This is a genomic window from Streptomyces malaysiensis subsp. samsunensis, assembly GCF_024519315.1.
Lineage (GTDB): Bacteria > Actinomycetota > Actinomycetes > Streptomycetales > Streptomycetaceae > Streptomyces > Streptomyces malaysiensis.
This window is the reverse complement of the sequence record NZ_JANIIC010000083.1, coordinates 17,912-36,690: the sequence shown is the minus strand read 5'-3', so window position 1 is coordinate 36,690 and position 18,779 is coordinate 17,912. Positions and strand designations below refer to the sequence as shown.

8 protein-coding genes are annotated in these 18,779 nt (G+C 72.1%); 3 read left to right on the top strand and 5 right to left on the bottom strand.

All coding sequences use genetic code 11. The annotated features are described in order from the left end of the window. Positions 1 to 640: 640 nt before the first annotated feature. A complete protein-coding gene (locus NQU54_RS42850; protein ID WP_257635719.1) occupies positions 641 to 2,731 on the bottom strand; it encodes a glycosyltransferase family protein in 2,091 nt (696 codons plus the stop codon). A gap of 281 nt (positions 2,732 to 3,012) precedes the next feature. Between NQU54_RS42850 and NQU54_RS42845 the strand changes: the two genes are divergently transcribed. Together NQU54_RS42845 and NQU54_RS42840 are read left to right on the top strand one after the other, a co-directional pair. Further along, complete coding sequence (locus NQU54_RS42845) at positions 3,013 to 5,040, top strand: hypothetical protein (RefSeq protein WP_257635718.1); 2,028 nt, start codon at positions 3,013 to 3,015, stop codon at positions 5,038 to 5,040. 259 nt (positions 5,041 to 5,299) lie between these two features. Then, positions 5,300 to 7,303, top strand: a complete 2,004-nt coding sequence (locus NQU54_RS42840) for a glycosyltransferase (protein ID WP_257635717.1) — start codon at positions 5,300 to 5,302, stop codon at positions 7,301 to 7,303. Positions 7,304 to 7,338: 35 nt separating this feature from the next. Here NQU54_RS42840 and NQU54_RS42835 read toward each other — a convergent pair whose 3' ends face one another. The 3 genes from NQU54_RS42835 to NQU54_RS42825 form a co-directional block, all read right to left on the bottom strand. Then, positions 7,339 to 9,348, bottom strand: coding sequence for a glycosyltransferase family 2 protein (locus NQU54_RS42835; RefSeq protein WP_257635716.1), 2,010 nt, complete (start codon positions 9,346 to 9,348; stop codon positions 7,339 to 7,341). Positions 9,349 to 9,500: 152 nt separating this feature from the next. Continuing rightward, positions 9,501 to 11,750: a bifunctional glycosyltransferase/CDP-glycerol:glycerophosphate glycerophosphotransferase gene (locus NQU54_RS42830; protein WP_257635715.1), complete on the bottom strand. Its 2,250-nt coding sequence runs from the start codon at positions 11,748 to 11,750 to the stop codon at positions 9,501 to 9,503. A 174-nt stretch (positions 11,751 to 11,924) separates the two neighbouring features. Beyond that, positions 11,925 to 16,925 carry an NAD-glutamate dehydrogenase gene (locus NQU54_RS42825; RefSeq protein ID WP_257635714.1) on the bottom strand — a complete coding sequence of 1,667 codons (5,001 nt, stop codon included), beginning with the start codon at positions 16,923 to 16,925 and terminating at the stop codon, positions 11,925 to 11,927. A 454-nt stretch (positions 16,926 to 17,379) separates the two neighbouring features. On the opposite strand from NQU54_RS42825, the gene NQU54_RS42820 reads away from it, so the two are divergent. After that, a complete protein-coding gene (locus NQU54_RS42820; RefSeq protein WP_257635713.1) occupies positions 17,380 to 17,946 on the top strand; it encodes a DJ-1/PfpI family protein in 567 nt (188 codons plus the stop codon). Between the two features lie 159 nt (positions 17,947 to 18,105). On the opposite strand, the gene NQU54_RS42815 is transcribed toward NQU54_RS42820, so the two are convergent. After that, positions 18,106 to 18,774 (bottom strand): HAD family hydrolase, encoded by a 669-nt coding sequence (locus NQU54_RS42815; protein ID WP_257635712.1) that lies wholly within the window; start codon positions 18,772 to 18,774, stop codon positions 18,106 to 18,108. Positions 18,775 to 18,779 lie beyond the last annotated feature (5 nt).

Sequence of the window (18,779 nt, the reverse complement as noted above, 5' to 3'; positions counted from 1 at the left end):
CTGGCGCGCGGGCGGGGGGCGGGGGGTGCTTTCCCCCACCCCGCCCCTTCCCGAAAGTGGGGGCTCCGCCCCCCCCCCCCCGCCGGGGCTCCGCCCCGAACCCCGGAACGGCCCGCCGCGCGGGCGACCACTGAGGGTCTCCCTCGCCCACCTCCGTGCCGTGCCCGGAGACGCCCGCTGCGCGGGCGGTGCGGCGGCAGCCACTCGCCATGTCCGCGCTGTCCGCCGCAGCCCCTCGGAAGCGGTTCACCACGCGGGTGACCACCGGGCCTACGGGAGGCAGCTCACTGCGGGGGCCGCAGCGGCCCTCGGGAGCGGCCGGCGCAGATAACCAGCAGCGGCTCGCCACCCGGATAACCAGCGGAGCCCGCAGCAGCGGCTCGCTCGCTCGGCGATCGCCGAGCGGCCCGCCACTCAGGCGACCACCGGGATCCTCTGCCAGCAGTTCCCGCCCTCGGGGCCGGTCAGCGACACATCCCCGGGAGCATCGAATCAGCCCGCGGGCCCCGCCCGCACCTAGCGCTTCAGCCGGGCACCGGGCAAGCACAACGAGTACGCCAGCCGAAAGCGCCCGGTCAGCACGGCTTCGGTCAGCAGTTCCCAGGGCCCCGGTCAGCGACACATCCCCAGGAGCATCGGTTCAACCCGCGGGCCCCGCCCGCACATAGTGCTCCAGCCGGATGCCGGGCAGGCACAACGAGTACGCCAGTCGGAAGCGCCCGGTCAGCACGGCCTCCTTCACCGGGCGCACCCTCGGCTCATCGGCCGCGATCAGCCATGCCGACCGCGCCCCGCCCAGCCGCCGCAGCAGTTCGGCGGGGCCGACGTCGACCCCGTAGAGCGTGCCGGAGGCGGGGCCGGGGGTGCCCAGCGCGATATCGCGCGGCCCGGCGAGGGGGCGCGGATAGGCGATCGCGATCCGCCGTTCCTTGGGCGGGTCGTACAGCACCGGTTCGCCCGGCCGGGTGAGTCGGCCCACCGCGGCGGCCAACGCCGCCAGATCGTCCTGACGGCTCAACGGCTGCCGCTCCAACTGGTGCAGCGGAAACTGCCAGACGAAGGCGCAGCCGACCGCGAGGACCCCGGCCGCCACGGCGACCACGGCCCGGCGCCTGCCCACCACGGCACGGCGCCGATCGGCCACCACACCGGCGAGCCTGTCCACACCGGCGAACCGGTCCACCCTCGCTGCCGCCCGACGCCGCGTCGCCGCCCGGGCCAACGGCGCCGCCGCTGCCCCAGGCAGCGCGCCCACCCCCACGGCGGGCAGTCGAGCGGCCACGGCTCTGGCCAGCCCGTCAATGCCCAACGCGACCCGACGCCGCGACGCCGCCCGGGGCCGTCCCACCTTCGCCGGGAGCAGCCGAGCGGCCACCGTCTGGACCCGTCGACCCGCCACCCCCACCGCCAGCGCGCGGATTTGCCGACCCACCACCGTCCGGACCTGGCGCCCCGCAACCGCCACCGCCATCCGGCCCACCACCGCCCCGACCAGCCGACGCGCCGCCGCCCGAACCCGTCGACGTACCACCGCGCGGACCTGGCGCCCCGCAACCCCCACCGCCAACCGGCTCCCCACCGCCGCGACCAGCCGGTCCACCCCCGCTGCGGCCAGCAGGGGGATGCCCGGGAGGGTGAAGAGGAGATAGCGCTCGTGGAAGCAGGGGCGGTGGAGGGCGAGCGCGAAGAGGAGGACGGGTGGAACGCAGATCAGGGGCAGGGCCACCGCGGTCAGCGACCGCCACCGGGGGCGGGCCAGGGCGAGCGTGATCAGCAGGAGGTTGACGGCGAGGACGAGCGCGCTGGGGCCCGCGAACTCCTCGACCACCGCCCACAGCCGACCCGGCGTCGGGCGCCGCATCCAGGCGAGCTGCGCGCTCTGCCGCCGGGCCACCACCACCAGCGGCACCACCGCCGCCACCGCCCCGGCCGCCGCGATCCCCCAGCCCTGCCACACCGGGCGCCGGGCGCGTGAGATCAGCAGCGTCAGGGCGTGCGCGGCGAGCATGAGTGCCGCGAAGACGTGCAGCAGCGCGGTCACGGCCACCACGCCCCCGTACGCCGCCCACCGCCACCCCGTCACGCGGCCCCTCGAACCTGACGCCGAGGCGGCCCGCGCCAGGCGGGGCACACCGCCGCGGACCGATACGGCCGAACGGACCCGTGTGCCCGGCCCCGGGCCCGCGTCCCGCCCGGCCAGGCCCGCGACCGACGCCGGACCCGGCGCAGGCCGGTCCGCCCAGTCGGCCTCCACAGCAAACCCGCTCGTCAAAGAGGCCGAACCCGGCACGGACCCGTCAGCCCGGCCCGCCCGCGGGCCAACCCCGGCCGCGGGCACCAGCAGATACGTCGCCCAGGCCGCGCCCGCCGCGACCAGCGCGTAGGAGCGGCCCTCCTGGGCGTAGTGGGTGACCACGGGTGTGGCCGCGTAGAGCAGTCCGGCCCACAGGCCCACCCGGGGCCGGGCCAGGCGGCAGCCCAGGGCGGCGACCAGGGCGGTGGTGGCCACGGCGGCCAGTACGGACGGCAGACGGAGGGTCACCTCGGAGGAGTGCAGCGCCAGCAGCGGGTGCATCAGGACGTAGTAGAGCCCGTGGACGGCGTCCACCGTGCCGAGCGCGTCGCGGATCTGAGGGAGGGTCCGCCGGGCCATCTGGTACGTCGCCGACTCGTCGCGCCACATCGTGCCCCGGTCCAGCCCCCACAGACCCAGCCAGAGCGTGACGGCCATCGGTACCACGACCGCCGTCCGCACGGAGATCGCCCGCTTCCGCACGGAGATCGCATCCCTCCGCGCGGAGATCGCACCCTTCCGGACGGAGGTCGCCCGCCTCCGCACGGAGACCGCACCCGTCCGCACGGAGATCGCCCGCTTCCGCGCGCCCACGCCCACGCGCCCTCTCACGCGCCCGCTCACCCCATCCACCCCAAACGACAACAAAAGGCATAAGTACGACTATTCGCCTACAGTGTGCAGTCAGAACGACTCATCCGCCGCGAAGGGCACGCGTCATGAACCGCCTCGGTATCGAAAGCCCCCGCGGTCTCGTGGCCTTCGCCGCGCTGACCGGGTGTCTGGTGACCATGGCGGTGGCGGCGCTCACCGGGGCCGGAGGGGTCTTCGCCGCGGCCGGGCTGGCCGGCTGCGGCTGTGAGCTGTTGCTGCACCGCACCGCACCGGGGCTGATGGCCCGTCTGGGGCGCCTCCATATGGGTGCCACATCACGCTTCGAGTTCCGCTGCGTATTGCTGCTCCTGCTGCTCGGCCGGCTCCATGTCACCGGCCCCATCGGACTGGCCGCGGCCATGACGCTGGTGCTGTGCCTGCTGGCCGGGCAGGCCCTGCACGCCGCGCTCACCACGCTCATCCGGCGGCGCCGCGCCCTCGCGGTCGCGGCCCGCAACATCGATCTGCGCCGGCTGGACATCAGCGACCGGCCGCCCCGCAGACTCACCGAATGGCCCGGTCAGCGGATCCTGGTCTACGAGCTGTCCGCCCTGCTCGGGCTCACCGCGTCGCTGACGACCGGCGACGCCCGCTGGGTGGTGGCGGCGCTCACCCTGGCCGCCGGATCCTGCCTGATCACGGTGGTGGCGCTGGTTCCATACCTGGTCCGGGCCACCCGCCGACTGCCCGGCCCCGCCGAGGTGCTGGCCGAGGTCGACGCCTGGCTGATCCGGCACCGGCCCCGCACGGTGCTGTACTTCTCCGGTCCGCGCGACCGCGCCCACCAGGTGGCCAGGTGGCTCGGGCCGGTGGCCGCGCTGCCCACCCCGTCCCTGGTCATCGTGCGCGAACGGGAGCTGCTGGAGGCCCTGGAGCCGACCCCGCTGCCGGTGTTGTGCGTGCCGAGCGCCGCCCATCTGTCGCAGCTGGACCTGGGCGGGGTGCGGGTCGCGCTCTACCCCGCCAACACCGGGCGGAACATCCACCTCCTGCGCATCCCCACCATGCAGCATGTCTTCCTGGCCCCCGGCGACGGCGACGAGTCCGCCGCCGTCGATCCGTACAGCAAGGTCTACGACCAGGTGTGGGTCGCTGGCGAGGCGGGCCGTCGGCGCCATGTCCAGGCCGCGGTCGGCGTCGAGGACGCCGACATCGTCAAGATCGGCCGCCCCCAGCTCGACGGCCTGCGCACCGCCGGAACCGGTCACACCCCGGCGCCCCTGCCCACCGTGCTGTACGCGCCCACCGGTGACGCCGCGTCGGGTGAGCCGATCGTACGGGCGCTGCTGGAGAGCGAACGCCCTCTCCGGCTGCTCTACCGGCCGCATCCTCCCACCGGCCACCGCTCCCCCGAGGCCCGCGCCGCCCACCGCCGTATCGTCGCCCTGATCCACGGCGCCAACGAGCGGCGGGCCGCGGACGCCCTCGCCGGGGAGCCCGACGACACCGAGGCACCGCGTACCGAGGCCGCCCGCCGCCGCGCCGAACTGACCAAGCGCATCGCCGCGCTGGACGCGCGGCTGCGCCGGGCGGACGCCGACGAGGCCATGCTCACCAGGGATCGCGCCGCCCCCGATCCGGCCCTGCTCACCGAGGCCGAGGGGCTGCGCCGGGAGTGGCACCAGGCCCACTGGGCGGCCTCACCGCCCTGGCTGCACCAGGTGGTCGAGGGGGACGCGCCCTGCCTCCACTCCTGCTTCGACCAGGCCGATCTGCTGATCGGGGACCTCTCCGAGGTGGTCGGCGACTTCCTCGCCACCCTCAAGCCGTACGCCCTCATCACCCCGGCGGGGCTCGGCGAAGAGGAATTCCGGCGGCAGAACGTCATGGCAAGGGCGGCCTATCTGCTCGGTCCCGGGGCATCAGGAGTGCACAGCCTCCTGCGCCCGCTCTTCGACCCGTGCCTCGACGAGCTGCGCACCGCCCGCCACGAGGTGAAGGAGTTTCTCCTCGGCCCCGCCACACCACCGTCCATCCAGCGCTTCACCGACGCCGTCGACGCGCTCGCCGAGAAGGGCGAGGCGGTCGTCCGGCTGCGTGACCTCCACACGGCCCCGCCGCCCGGCGACGGACGCTGGTCCGTCACCCGCTGACGAGACACCTCGGATGCGCCCGTAGCACGACACCCCATACGCACCCGCCGGCACCACACCCCCCAATACGCAGCGGCCGGCACGACACCCCCGGACGCACCCGGTCGCACGACACCCCACATCTACGTCACCCGGTAGCAGCACATCCCACACCAAGACCTCACCCCAGGCCCTCACCATGAGCTTCCACCCCAGGCCCCGTCCACAGGAGCCCCCTTCCAACGCCTCCTGAGCCCCCCGCACACCCCCCGGAGCCAGCATGCCGCGCAATCACCGCCCCGGCCCGCCTCCCCGTGTCAGTGTGATCGTCCCCGCCCGTGACGCCATGCCCGGGATCACCCGGGCCGTCACCTCCGCCATGGAGCAGACCCTCGGGCTCAGCCGCCTCGACATCATCGCCGTCGACGACGGATCGGCCGACGGCACCGCGGAGGAGCTGGACCGGCTCGCCGCCGGCTGCCCCTCGCTCCATGTCGTGCGCAACGCCCACCCCTGCCGCGGCGGCGCCGGCGGACCCCGCAACACCGGACTGGCCCGCGCCACCGGCGACTTCGTCTTCTTCCTGGACGCCGACGCCCGCCTGGCGCCCGACGCGCTGCGCCGCATGGTCGCGATGGCCGACCAGAACGGCACCGATGTGGTCCTGGGCAAGATGGTCTCCCCGGACGGACGCGGCGTCCCCAAGGCGGTCTTCCGCCACAACCAGCTGCGCACCGACGCCCACACCTCCCACGCCTACGCCACCCTGGAGCCCTGCAAGCTCTTCCGCCGCTCCCTGATCGAACGGCTCCGGCTGCGCTTCCCCGCCCACCTCCACCACGGCGAGGGCAAGCCCTTCACCGCGGCCGCCTATCTCAACGCCTCCGGGATCTCCGTCGTCGCCGACTACGACTGCTACCACCTGGGCCCTGGCCGCGCCTCCCCGGGGCTGGCCGACCGCGTCGAGGCCATGCGGCCGCTGTTCGAGACCGCCGCCCGGCACACCCGGCCCGGCATCCGCCGCGACACGGTCATGCGCCACCACATCCGGCGGGAGCTGTGCCCGGCGCTGCGCGCGCTGGCGCGCGAGGACGAGACCGAGGCCCGCGACCGGTTCCTGCCCGAGCTGCGCCGATGGGCGCTGGCCCACTGCTCCGACGCGCTCTTCCCCACCCTCAGCGCCCCCGAGCGGCTGATGGTCCATCTGCTGCGCACCGGCCGCTTCGACGATCTGCTGTCCGTCGTGCGCAACGCCAGACGGGACACCCGGTGCGGCCATCTCGTCGAGAAGGGCAGCGTCTACTGGCTCCACCCGTTCTTCCGCGACCCCGACGCCGAGGTCCCCGACGACTGCTTCGACGTCACCGACCGGCTGCCGGTCCGCCACCACCTCGCGGGCGCCGGCTGGCACGGCCGCAGCACCCTGCGGGTGCGCGGCCGGGCGGCCATCGACGGGCTGGCTGCCGACCCCGAGGAGGACCGCGCCGAACTGGTGCTGCGCCGCCGCGAGGCCCGGGACGAGGTGCGGATCCCGGTGGAGGCCACGGCGGAGGACGACCCCGCCCAGTTCGCGGCGGACGTGGACATCGCCGCGGGCGACGGCGGCACCCCGCTGCGCCCCGGTGTCTGGGACGTCTTCCTCGACGTCCGCGCCCAGGGCATCAGCCGCACCGTGCGGTTCGGCAACCGCCACGACGACGGCCTCGACATCGGCACCGCGCGCCGGGTGGTGGCCGCGGGGCCGGGGCTTCGGGCCCGGGTCACGCCGTACTTCACCAGCCCGTACCGCAATCTCTCCCTGGACATCGGCCCGGCCCCGCGGGGCGCCCCCTGCGAGGTCACCGAGGCGGTGTGGCACCCGTCGGACAAGGGCACCCTGGTGGTCGCCGGACGGCTGCTGCCGCCCGGCACCCCGGCGCGCGGGCGGCTGCTGCGGCTGCGCGCCGAGCACACCGACGGACGGGTCCTGGACCATCCGGTGCGGTTCGCCGCGGGGCATCCGGCGGGCGCCTTCACCGCCCGGCTGCCGGTGCGGGACCTGGGCCGCGGCCGGTGGACGGTGACGCTCGCCGTCGTCGGCCCCGGCGACCAGGCCCCGGGGCGCACCGCGCCCGCCGCGCCCGTACCGCCGCCCGCCCGGCTGCCCGGCGCCCGCTGGGTGCGCCGCGGCCGTCCGTACTACGCCAAGCCGCTCATGGGGCGCGGCGAGGTCACGTTGGAGCTGCGGGTGGCCCCGGTCCGGCTGCTCGCCGCGGTGCGCAACCGGCTGCGGCTCAACAGCTGACCGGCACGGCGGCGGTCCTGGGGCGAAGGCCGCTGTCACGACCACAGCCGTCGCCGCACACCCGTGACGACCCTGATCGGGGCCACCTCCAGGCAGAGGGCCCGCGCCGGGCCCAGGGCCACCGGTTTGGCGTAGTACGGGCGGCAGCCGAAGCGGAGCCAGCGGGTCGCGGCCAGCCGGTCGAAGTACGGCACGATCGCGGTGCGCCGCGGCGCGTCCTCGTCCGGGCCGTCCATGATCAGCTTCAGCGTCCAGCAGCCCGCCCCCAGCCTGCCCACCGGCAGCCGGGCGGTGAACACGGTCGAGGAGCCGCCCTGCTCACAGCGCACCGGCAGCTCGTGCACCGCGCCCGTCCCCGTCTCGGCGCGCAGCCGCAGCGTCCCGCCGTCCCGCATGGCCTCCTCGGTCAGCCGCCCGCCGACCAGCAGGGTGTTGCGGGTGCGCCAGATGGTCCGGAGCACCTGGCAGGGCGGGTCGAGGGGATGGGCCACCTCGCCGACGTCGAGCGAGAGATTGCCATACGGGGTGAAGTACGGCACCACCACCACGCGCCCCTGGGGCGTGGTGACGCCGCGCCGGGACGGATGGGTGACCTCACCGCCCTCGCGCCGGTTGCCGAACCGCACCGTACGGCACACGCCCTGGGCGCGGACGTCCAGGTGGATGTTCCACAGCCCCCGCTCCAGCGGGGCGCCTCCATCGGCGGTGGCCGGGTCGATCTCGGCGGTGAAGCCCGCCATCTCGTACCGCCGCCCCTCCCCGGGCAGCGGATGGGCGGAGAGGCACGCCGTGGTGGGCACCCGCACCTCGGGGCGGTCGGACCGGTACTTGCGCAGCACGATCTCGGTGCCCGGGTCGAGGGAGTCCACGTCCTCGATATAGGCGTGGCCGGCCAGCCGCAGCACCCCGCCCTGCCAGTTCGCCGCCTCCAGATGGTGCTGGACCGGCAGCTGGTCGGTCACGTCGAAGCAGATGTCGGGGACGGCGGCGGTGTGGTCCCGCAGATACGGATGGAGCCAGTAGACCCGGCCCTTGTCGACGAGATGGCCGCGCCGCCCGTCCTGTTCGGCGTTCCGGGCCACGGTCAGCACATCGTCGAAGCGGTCGGCGCGCAGCAGATGGACCAGCAGCCGGTCGGGGGCGGCGAGCCGCTGGAAGAGGGCGTCGGTCACCCAAGTCGTCGCCCAGTGGCGGAACTCCGGGAAGAACCGCTCCCGCGCGTCCTCCTCGCTCTCGCGGGGCAGCAGGGCGCGCAGCGGACCGCACAGCTCCCACTCCACATGGCGGCGCATGATCTGGTCCCGGCGCGGGCCCGGTTCCAGATAGCGGGCCACGGTCTCGAAGCACAGCCGGGTGCCGTCCATGCGGTGGGCGAGACCGGAGGCGGTGAGGGTGAGGTTGTTGCGGTTCTCGCGGTAGCGGACGTAGTAGCAGTCGTAGTCGGCGACCACGGAGATCCCGGAGGCGTTGAGGTAGGCGGCCGCGGTGAACGGCTTGTCCTCGCAGTTGCGGTAGGGCGGGAAGCGCAGTCGCAGCCGCTCGATGAGGGAGCGCCGGAACAGCTTCCACGGGCCCAGGGTCAGATAGGCGTGGGAGGAGAAGACGTCCGTACGGGGCTGGTTGTGCTGGAAGACGGCCCGGGGCACGGCCCGCCCGCCCACGGAGGCGATTTTGCCGAGCACGATGTCGGTGCCGTTGGCGTCGGCCATGGCGACCATGCGGCGCAGCGCGTCCGGCCCCAGATAGTCGTCGGAGTCGAGGAAGAAGACGAAGTCGCCCCGGGCGTGGTCCAGTCCGGCGTTGCGGGGGACGCCCGCGCAGCCGGAGTTCTCCTGGTGGATCACATGGAGCGCGGGGCAGGTGCGGGCCAGCCGCTCCAGCTCCTCGCCGGTGCCGTCGGTCGAACCGTCGTCCACCGCGATGATCTCGACCCGGTCCTGGCCCAGGGTCTGGTCCATCGCGGAGGTGACGGCCCGGGTCAGCTCCGGCAGGGCGTTGTAGGCGGGGATGATCACACTGACACGAGGTCGGGACAGAGCGGACATGACGGCCTCCTGACTCCGGGCTCTCGACGGGGCGGGGTCACTCGGCGGGCTCGGCGGACCCGGGACGGAGAGCCTGTGGCGGCTCGGGGGTCACTCGGCGGGGCGGGGACGGGGACCACGCGGCGGATCGGGGGCGTCCGGCAGCCAGGGGATCACTCGGTGAGGACGCCGCCGCGCGGCTCCGCCGGGGCACTGTCGGCCAAGGGCCGCACCTGCGGCACGGGCGGAACGGGAAGGGCCGTCTCGTCCTGGCCCAGCATCAGGGTCCGTACCACCCGCTCGGCCGCGTGGCCGTCGTCGAACGGGCAGAAGCGGGCCCGGAAGGCGGTGCGCAGCGCGGTCGCGTCCGCGTCGCACCAGCGGCCCTCGCGGAAGATCTCCACCAGCTCCCGCTCGGTGCGGGCGACGGCCCCCGGGGTCTCGCCGGGGGACCCCGAGAGCAGGTCGAAGTAGACGCCGCGGGAGGACCGGTAGATGTCCCAGTCGTCGGCGTAGATCACGACCGGGCGGTCGAGCAGGGCATAGTCGAACATCATCGACGAGTAGTCGGTGATCAGCGCGTCGGCCGCCAGGCACAGCTCCTCCACCGACCGGTGGCGCGAGACGTCGATCACCAGCCCGGCCTCCTGGAGCCGGGTCAGATCGTCCTGCGGCCGGTAGGAGTAGTGGGCCCGTACCAACAGCGTGATCCGCGGGCCGAGTTCACGGCTGAGCCGCTCCAGGTCCAGCCGGGGGGTGAACCCCTTCTGGTAGTCACGGAGGGTGGGCGCGTAGAGGAGGGCGGTGTTCCCGGCCGGGATTCCCAACTCCCCGCGAATGCGCCGGATATCGTCCCCGGAAGCCGTGAAGAAGACGTCATTGCGCGGATATCCGTACTCCAGCAGCCGGTACTCGGCGGGATAGACCCGCTCCCAGATCTGGCTGGAGTGCGGATTGGAGGAGAGGGCGAAGTCCCAGCGGTCGATGCGCCTGAGCAGATTGCCGAAGCTCATCCCTCCCGCGGCGGCGGGATAGCGCTGCTGGTCGAGCCCCATGCATTTGAGCGGGGTGCCGTGGAAGGTCTGCACATGCACCGTGCCCGGCCGTTTCACCACCTCATTGGGGAAGTTGACGTTGTTGATGAGGTATTTCGCACGGGCCACGGTGCGGTAGAAGTCGCGGGTGCCGGTGACGACGTAGTCGACGCCTTCCGGAAGGGATTCGATCTCCGACTTCTTGACCGCCCACACCCCGTGTATCTCCGGTGCCAGCTCCCGCGCCTTGTAGTAGATCGCCCCCGGATTGCACAGCACCCCACGGCCCCAGTACGCCGAGTAGACGGCCAGTTCGGGGTCGACCGGCCGCTGCCGGTGCAGCCGGTACAGGCCCGCCTTGGCGCGGGCGGCCAGCGGCGGCCGGACGGTCCGGCGCAGCTTACGGGCCCCGGCGGCCGCCCGTATCGCCAGTTCACGCTCCCGGTAGCGGAGGAAGGAGCCGGACGCCAGCGCCTCGAAGCGCCACCGGCCCTCGACCGGCGGGGTGAACCCGGCCGGGAGATGGGCGCGGTACCACTCGGCGGCCCGGGCGAAGAAGCGCGGCCGGTCCGCCGTCGCCACCCGGGAGGTCCGGTCCAGGCAGAACAGGAAATGCGATACGGCCCGTTCGAAGAGCAGCGGGCGCAGCGGAGCCAGATGCGGGCGGTCGTCCAGGAAGTCGAAGAGCCGGGCGTACTGCCGGAAGATGATGAAGTGCTTCTCGCCGGGGCTCGCCGTACTGGCCCCGACCCGCCGCTGCCGGTATTCCAGACCCACCAGGTCCACACACGCTATTCGGCGGGCCGTGAGCATCGTCTTGTACGAGAGCAGGGCGTCCTCGTAGATGCCCTCGCTGAACGCGAAGCCATGGCGGGTGTAGAAACCCCGGTGGTAGACGCGATTGGACGACATCGCGAAGATCCGCAGGAATTCCGGGCGTTCGACGGCGGAGAAGACATCGGTCCCCGCGGAGGCCAGCAACTCCCCGAAGAGACTGGGGGCCCGGCGCTCCGACCAGTAGGTGCGGACGTGGTTGAAGTAGAGGATCTCCGGGTCATGGGTGAGGGCGAGCCGGTCGGCGAGACCCTGGAGGGTGCCCGGGGCGAGGGTGTCATCGCCGTCCAGGAAGAGCAGATAGTCCCCGCCCGCCCGCTCCACACCGGCGTTACGTGCCCGGCCGGGACCGGAGTTGACCCGCTGGTGCACGGGCACGACCCGGCTGTCGCGCGCCGCGTACGCGTCGATGATCGCGCCGCAGTGGTCCGGTGAGCGGTCGTCGACGGCGACCACCTCGAGGTCCGGATACGACTGCGTCAGCACGGAGTCCAGACAGGCGCTCAGATAGCCCTGGACGCGATAGGCGGCGATGACGATGGTGAAGCGGGGCATAAGGCTCCTCGGGACGCGATGGCGGTTCGAGGCGCGAAGCACTCACTGACCACCCACGCTAGGTGGGTTCGTCCCGGTATGCCCGCTCGGTCGATCGAGGGGCGCCCAAGCGGGTGACAAACGCCCCCGGCGGACATGAAGTCCACCGGGGGCGCGGAGGCCGTGCGGTACGCGTCAGCTGTGCGTGCGCAGCAGCGTCCGCATCGTCCGCATCGCGACCGACAGATTGGCCAGGTCGAAGGTCTCCGACGACTGGATCTCATCGAGCGTGGTGCGGGCTCGCTGGAGGATCGCGGCGTTCTTCTCCTCCCACGCCTTGAAGCGCTGCTCGGGCGTGGAGCCGCCGTTGCCCACCGACAGCACATCGGCGGTCAGGGCGGCCTGGGCCGCGTACAGGTCCTCGCGGATGGAGACCCGGGCCATGGACTGCCACCGGTCGGCGCGCGGCAGTTCGATGATCCGGTCCATCAGCTGGCTGATCCGCAGCCGGTCGGCCAGGTCGTAGTGGACCTCGGCGACCGACAGCGGCTCCTTGCCGGTGCGGTCCGCGATGGCGACGATGTCCAGCGCCGGGAAGGTCGAGGAGAAGCCCGCCACCCGGGTGGCCAGGTCCTCCGGGACGTTCGCCCCGGTCAGCTCGTCGTAGATCCGCTGGTACCACTCGATGTCGGAGCCGCGCAGCAGCTTGGGCAGCTGGGCCCGGACCGTGCCGACCCGCTCCGCGAAGAAGTCGATGGTCTCGTCGAGCGCCAGCGGCTGCGGCCGGTTGTTGAGCAGCCAGCGGGTGCCGCGCTCGACCAGCCGCCGCGAGTGCAGCCGCATCCTGGTCTGGATATCGGCGGCGACGACCGTGTCCAGCGCCTCGACCTCATCCCACACCTGGTTCAGCTCGAAGATCGCGCGGGCCGCGGTCTGGGCGCGCACGACCTCCTCGGTGGAGGCCCCGGTCTCCTCCCGCATCCGGTGCAGGAAGGTCGTACCGGCGGTGTTGACGGTGTCGTTGACCAGCACGGTGGTGACGATCTCGCGCCGCAGGGCGTGGCCGTCGATGTGCTCGGGGAACCGCTGGCGCAGCGCCTGCGGGAAGTACGCGTGCAGCAGCCGCTGGAGGTACGGATCGTCGGGCAGCCCGGTGGCGATCAGCTCATCGGCCACCGTGATCTTGACGTAGGCGAGCAGTACGGCCAGTTCGGGCTGGGACAGCCCGCGCCCGGACGAGAGCCGCTCGCGGATCTGCCGGTCGGTGGGCAGGAACTCCAGCGCCCGGTCCAGCCGGCCCTCCCGGCCCAGGCGGCGCATCAGCCGCTGGTGGGCGTGGAGCAGGCTGGGGGCCTGGGCGACGGAGTTGGCCAGGGCCACGTTCTGCGCGTAGTTGTTGCGCAGCACCAGCGCGCCGACCTCGTCGGTCATCTCGGCGAGCAGCTTGTTGCGCTGCTTGACCGTGAGGTCTCCCTCGGTGACCAGGGCGTTGAGCAGGATCTTGATGTTCACCTCATGGTCGGAGGTGTCCACACCGGCGCTGTTGTCGATCGCGTCGGTGTTGATCCGGCCGCCGTTGAGGGCGAACTCGATCCGGCCCAGCTGGGTGAGGCCCAGGTTGCCACCCTCGCCGACGACCTTGACCCGCAGATCCTGGCCGTCCACCCGGATCGCGTCATTGGCCTTGTCGCCGACATCGCCGTGCGACTCGGTGGACGCCTTGACGTAGGTGCCGATGCCGCCGTTCCACAGCAGGTCCACCGGGGCCTTGAGGATCGTCTTCATCAGATCGGCCGGGGTCATCTTGGTGACCCGCTTCTCGATGCCCAGCGCGGCCCGCACCTGCGGGGTGATCGGGATGGACTTGGCCCTACGGGGGTGGATGCCGCCGCCCGCCGACAGCAGCTCGGTGTCGTAGTCCTCCCACGAGGAGCGCGGCAGCTCGAACAGGCGGCGGCGCTCGGCGTAGGAGGTGGCCGCGTCCGGGTTGGGGTCCAGGAAGATATGCCGGTGGTCGAAGGCGGCGATCAGCCGGATGTGCTCGCTCAGCAGCATCCCGTTGCCGAACACATCGCCGGACATGTCGCCGACGCCCACGACCGTGAAGTCCTGGGTCTGGGTGTCATGGCCCAGCTCGCGGAAGTGGCGCTTGACGGACTCCCAGGCGCCGCGGGCGGTGATGCCCATGCCCTTGTGGTCGTATCCGGCGGAGCCGCCGGAGGCGAAGGCGTCCCCCAGCCAGAAGCCGTACGACTGGGCCACGTCGTTGGCGATGTCGGAGAAGGTCGCGGTGCCCTTGTCGGCGGCGACGACAAGATAGGTGTCCTCCCCGTCGTGGCGGACCACGTCCTTGGGCGGCTCGACCTGCCCGGCCACCATGTTGTCGGTGATGTCGAGCAGACCGGAGATGAAAGTCTTGTAGCAGGCGATGCCCTCGGCCATCCAGGCGTCACGGTCGACGGACGGATCCGGCAGCCGCTTGCCGACGAAGCCGCCCTTGGCGCCCACCGGCACGATGACCGTGTTCTTCACCATCTGCGCCTTGACCAGGCCGAGGATCTCGGTGCGGAAGTCCTCACGCCGGTCGGACCAGCGCAGGCCCCCGCGCGCGACCTTGCCGAACCGCAGATGCACACCCTCCACCCGCGGCGAGTAGACCCAGATCTCGTACGCCGGGCGGGGTGCGGGCAGATCCGGCACGGCCTGCGGATCGAGCTTGATCGACAGGTAGTCGTGCGGCTTGCCGTCCCCGTTCTTCTGACCCCTGTTGTCGCTTCCATCGCTGACGCTCTGGAAGTGATTCGTCCGAAGCGTGGCCTTGATCAGGGTGAGGAAGGAGCGCAGGATGCGGTCCTCGTCCAGCGAGGCCACCTGGTCCAGCGCCGCGTCCAGCTCCTCCAGCAGGGCGTCGGTCAGCTCCAGGCCCGCCCGCTGCCGCTCCGGCGACATCCGCGCCTCGAAGAGGGAGACCAGCAGCCGGGTGGTGTGCACATTGTTACGGAGGGTGTCCTCCATGTACGACTGGCTGAAGGTGGACCCGGCCTGCCGCAGATACTTGGCGTAGGCCCGCAGCACCATCGCCTGCCGCCAGTCCAGCCCCGCGCCCAGCACCAGCTGGTTGAAGTTGTCGCTCTCGGCCAGACCGGTCCACACCGCGGCGAACGCGTTCTGGAAGCGCTCACGGGCGTCGTCGGCGAGGGACTCGCCCTCGCGCAGGGGCAGCCGCAGCCCGAAGTCGTAGACCCAGGCGGTGGTCCGGTCCGAGCAGCGCAGCTCGTACGGACGCTCGTCCACCACCTCGACGCCCAGGGTGTTGAGCACCGGGAGCACCGCGGACAGCGAGATCTGGGCCCCGGCCCGGTAGATCTTGAAGCGGCGCTCGGCGTGGGCCGCGCCCACCGGCTCGTACAGGCTGAGCGCGAAGTCCTTCTCGCCGCCCTTCAGCCGCTCCAGGTGCTGGAGGTCGGCGACGGCGCCGCGCGGGGTGTGGTCCGCCTTGTACCCCTCGGGGAAGGCGTGCTGATAGCGGCGGAGCAGCTCGGCGGCGCGCTCCTCGCCGACCTCGGAGACCAGCGCCTCGGCGAAGCCGTCGGCCCAGGAGCGGGCGGCCTCGATCAGCCGGGTCTCGATCCGCTCCACATCGGCGTCGGTGAGATCGGGCAGCTCGGTGCCCGGCTGGACGCGGACCACGAAGTGCAGCCGGGAGAGCACCGACTCGGTGTGCAGGGCGGTGAAGTCGACCGGCGGGCGGCCGCTCAGCTCCTCCAGCAGGATGTCGGTCAGCCGCAGCCGCACATCGGTGGTGAAACGATCGCGCGGAAGGTAGACCAGCGCGGAGTAGTAGCGCCCGTACTCGTCCTGGCGCAGGAACAGCCGCAGCCGGCGGCGCTCCTGGAGGTAGAGCACGCTGGTCACGATCGAGCGGAGCTGATCGACCGGGGTCTGGAACAGCTCATCGCGCGGATAGGTCTCCAGGATCTGGAGCAGATCCCGGCCGTCGTGGCTGTTGGCCGCGAAGCCCGCGCCCGCGAGCACCTCGTCGACCTTGCGGCGGATGACCGGAACCCGGCGCACCGACTCGGTGTACGCGGCGGAGGAGAACAGCCCCAGGAAGCGGCGCTCACCGATCACATTGCCCTCGGCGTCGAACTTCTTCACGCCGATGTAGTCGAGGTACGAGGGGCGGTGGACGGTGGCGCGGCTGTTGGCCTTGGTGAGCACCAGCAGCTTGCGCTCGCGCGCCTTGGCGCGGGCATCGGCCGGAAGCCGGTTGAAGGACGGCGACACCGGGGTCCCGGAGCCCCCCTGGGGGCTCTGCTCGGGGTTTTTGTGCTGCGGGTCGGAGCGGAGGATGCCGAGGCCGGTGCCGGGCACCGCGGTCAGCACGTCCTCCTCGCCACCGGCCTCGGTGGGGACCTGCGTCAGCTCGTACTCGCGGAAGCCGATGAAGGTGAAGTGGTCGTCCGCGAGCCAGCGCAGCAGCTCACGTGCCTCCTCCACCTCCTCCTGGCGGACCTCGGCGGCCTTGGGCTCCTCCGGCAGGCCCTCGGCGATGCGCAGCGCGGACTCGCGCATCTTCTCCCAGTCCTCGACGGCCTCGCGGACATCGGACAGGACGCGCAGGAGATCGGCGGTGATCTGCTTCAGATCGCCGCGGTCGGTCTCGCGATCGGTTTCGACATGGATCCAGGACTCCACGACCGCGTCATGCGGAAGCTCTTTCCGGGTCGCGCCGTCCGCGGGGAGATCCAGCAGCTCGATCAGCTTGCCGGTGATGTCACGGCGCACGATCACCTGCGGGTGGATCACGACATGGATGCCGCGCCCCTGGCGGGTGAGCTCATTGGTGACCGAATCGACCAAGAACGGCATATCGTCCGTGACCACTTCGACCACGGAGTGGCTGCACGTCCAGCCGTGCTCCTCGACGGTCGGCGTGTGCACACGGACGTTCGCCGTGCCCTGAGGACGCACCTCGGCGAGCCGGTAGTGGGAGAGCGCCGCCCCGAAGACATCGACCGGGTCGCGATCGGCGAGGTCCTCCGGAGGCGTGTGCAGGTAGTAGTGCTGGAGGTATGCGGTCAGGGCTTCCGGTCCTGGGCCCTGCACCGGTTGCCCCCCGGCAGGGCTGTTCTCAGCTACCCGCGCGGCCCGTTCGAGCAACTCGGCCTTGGCTTCGTCCAGCTTGGTCTGCATGTCCTCTGGCTCCTGTCGCGCGCCGTTGCGTGACATCGATTGCGGTGGCATGACGCCGCGACGCGAAAAATCCGGTCGTGAACGACGGTATGCCGGATCGGGAAATGGCCGGGGCGTACTCGGCCGTAAGTGACCAAGACCCCACACGCCACAGGTCAGCGGCGGCTCGAGCCCGGGGCCCGTGGGGCGCCGGGCGCGGAGCGAGGGCCTCATTGCCCTCACGGACTATCGCGCTGATCACGCAGTAAGGCTATCGCTCCTCCCCAGGGGGTCGTCATGAGCCGTTCGTGTACAAAACCGGGCCCTGAAGTTTGACGAAATGGACAGCGACCGCGAGGCGCGCGCGCCGCGATGATGCGCCGCTCACGCCCTCTTGGCAAAGCGCGGGCGCGGATGCACCGTGATCTGGACGGTGGTAAGCACGGTGGTAACCGTGGACCTGGAGGTGGGCGGCATGGCTGCGAAGATCCTGCTGGTGACCGGCGACGCGGCCGAATCGCTGGAGGTGCTCTACCCCTACCAGCGGCTGCGCGAGGAGGGGTACGAGGTCCATATCGCGGCCCCGAGCCGCAAGACGCTGCGCCTCGTGGTCCATGACTTCGAGGAGGGCTTCGACACCTACACCGAGAAGCCGGGCTATACGCTCCCCGCCGACCTCGCCTTCTCCGAGGTCGACCCCGGGCGGTACGCCGCCCTGGTGATCCCCGGCGGCCGGGCCCCGGAGTACCTGCGCAACGACCCCGAGCTCCGCAAGATCTGCAAGGCGTTCTTCGACGCGGACAAGCCGGTGGCGCAGATCTGCCACGGCCCGCTGCTGACGGCGGCCGTGGGCGGTCTGAGCGGGCGGCGGGTCACCGCGTATCCGGCGCTGGAGCCGGATATGCAGGCGGCGGGGGCGGAGTACCAGGACGCGGAGGTCGTGGTCGACGGCACGCTGATCTCGTCGCGGGCGTGGCCGGACCATCCGGCCTGGATGCGGGAGTTCCTGGCGGTGCTGCGGGTCAAGGCGCCGGTGGTGTGAGATGGCGGAGGTGGGGCGAGGTGGGTGCCTTCGGCGTGACGGGAGCGGGGACGCTGCCGCGGAGGCGTACGGACGCGCGAGAGGGCGCACGAAGCACCGCAAGGGCCTGAGGCAGACTGCCGAGGAGCCCGGGACGGGCTCCGGCCCTTTACTCGTCGGTCACTCGTCGACCATGCGCTCGGCCTTCTGTACGGCCTCCTCGAGCGTGTCCACGACCGGCACCCCGGCCGCCTCCAGGCTGGTCCGGCTGTGCGAACCGCCCGTGTAGAGCACGGCCCGCGCCCCCACGTGCCGCGCCGCCACCGCGTCGTCCAGGGCGTCCCCGATCACCACCATCCGCCGCGGCGACACCCCTTCGAGCGCGGCGATATGGCGCATCATCTGCTCGGCCTTACCGGCGTTGCTCTGGCCGACGCGGCCGTCCACCCGGACGAAATGGCTCTCGATGCCATGCGTCCGCACCAGGGGAAGCAGATACTCATGCGGGGCCAGTGAGCACAGCGACTGGGTGAGGCCCGCCTCCTGCCACTCGGTGAGCAGCCGCCGGGCGCCGATCGCCAGCCCGGCGCTCTCGGCCAGCGCCCAGTAGTGCCGGTGGAACGCCTCGTCCATGACCTCCCACTCCGCGTCGGTGGGCAGCCGGCCCATGAGCCGCTCGTAGAAGCGGGGCACCGGGACGCAGTACAGGTCGCGATAGCGCTCGAGGGTGATCGGCGGCAGCCCGATCTCCTGGAACGAGGCGTTCGTCGCCGAGATCACGGCGTCGATGTCGTGGAGCAGTGTGCCGTTCCAGTCCCAGACGAGATGCGTCACCTGATTCTTCCCCATCCCAC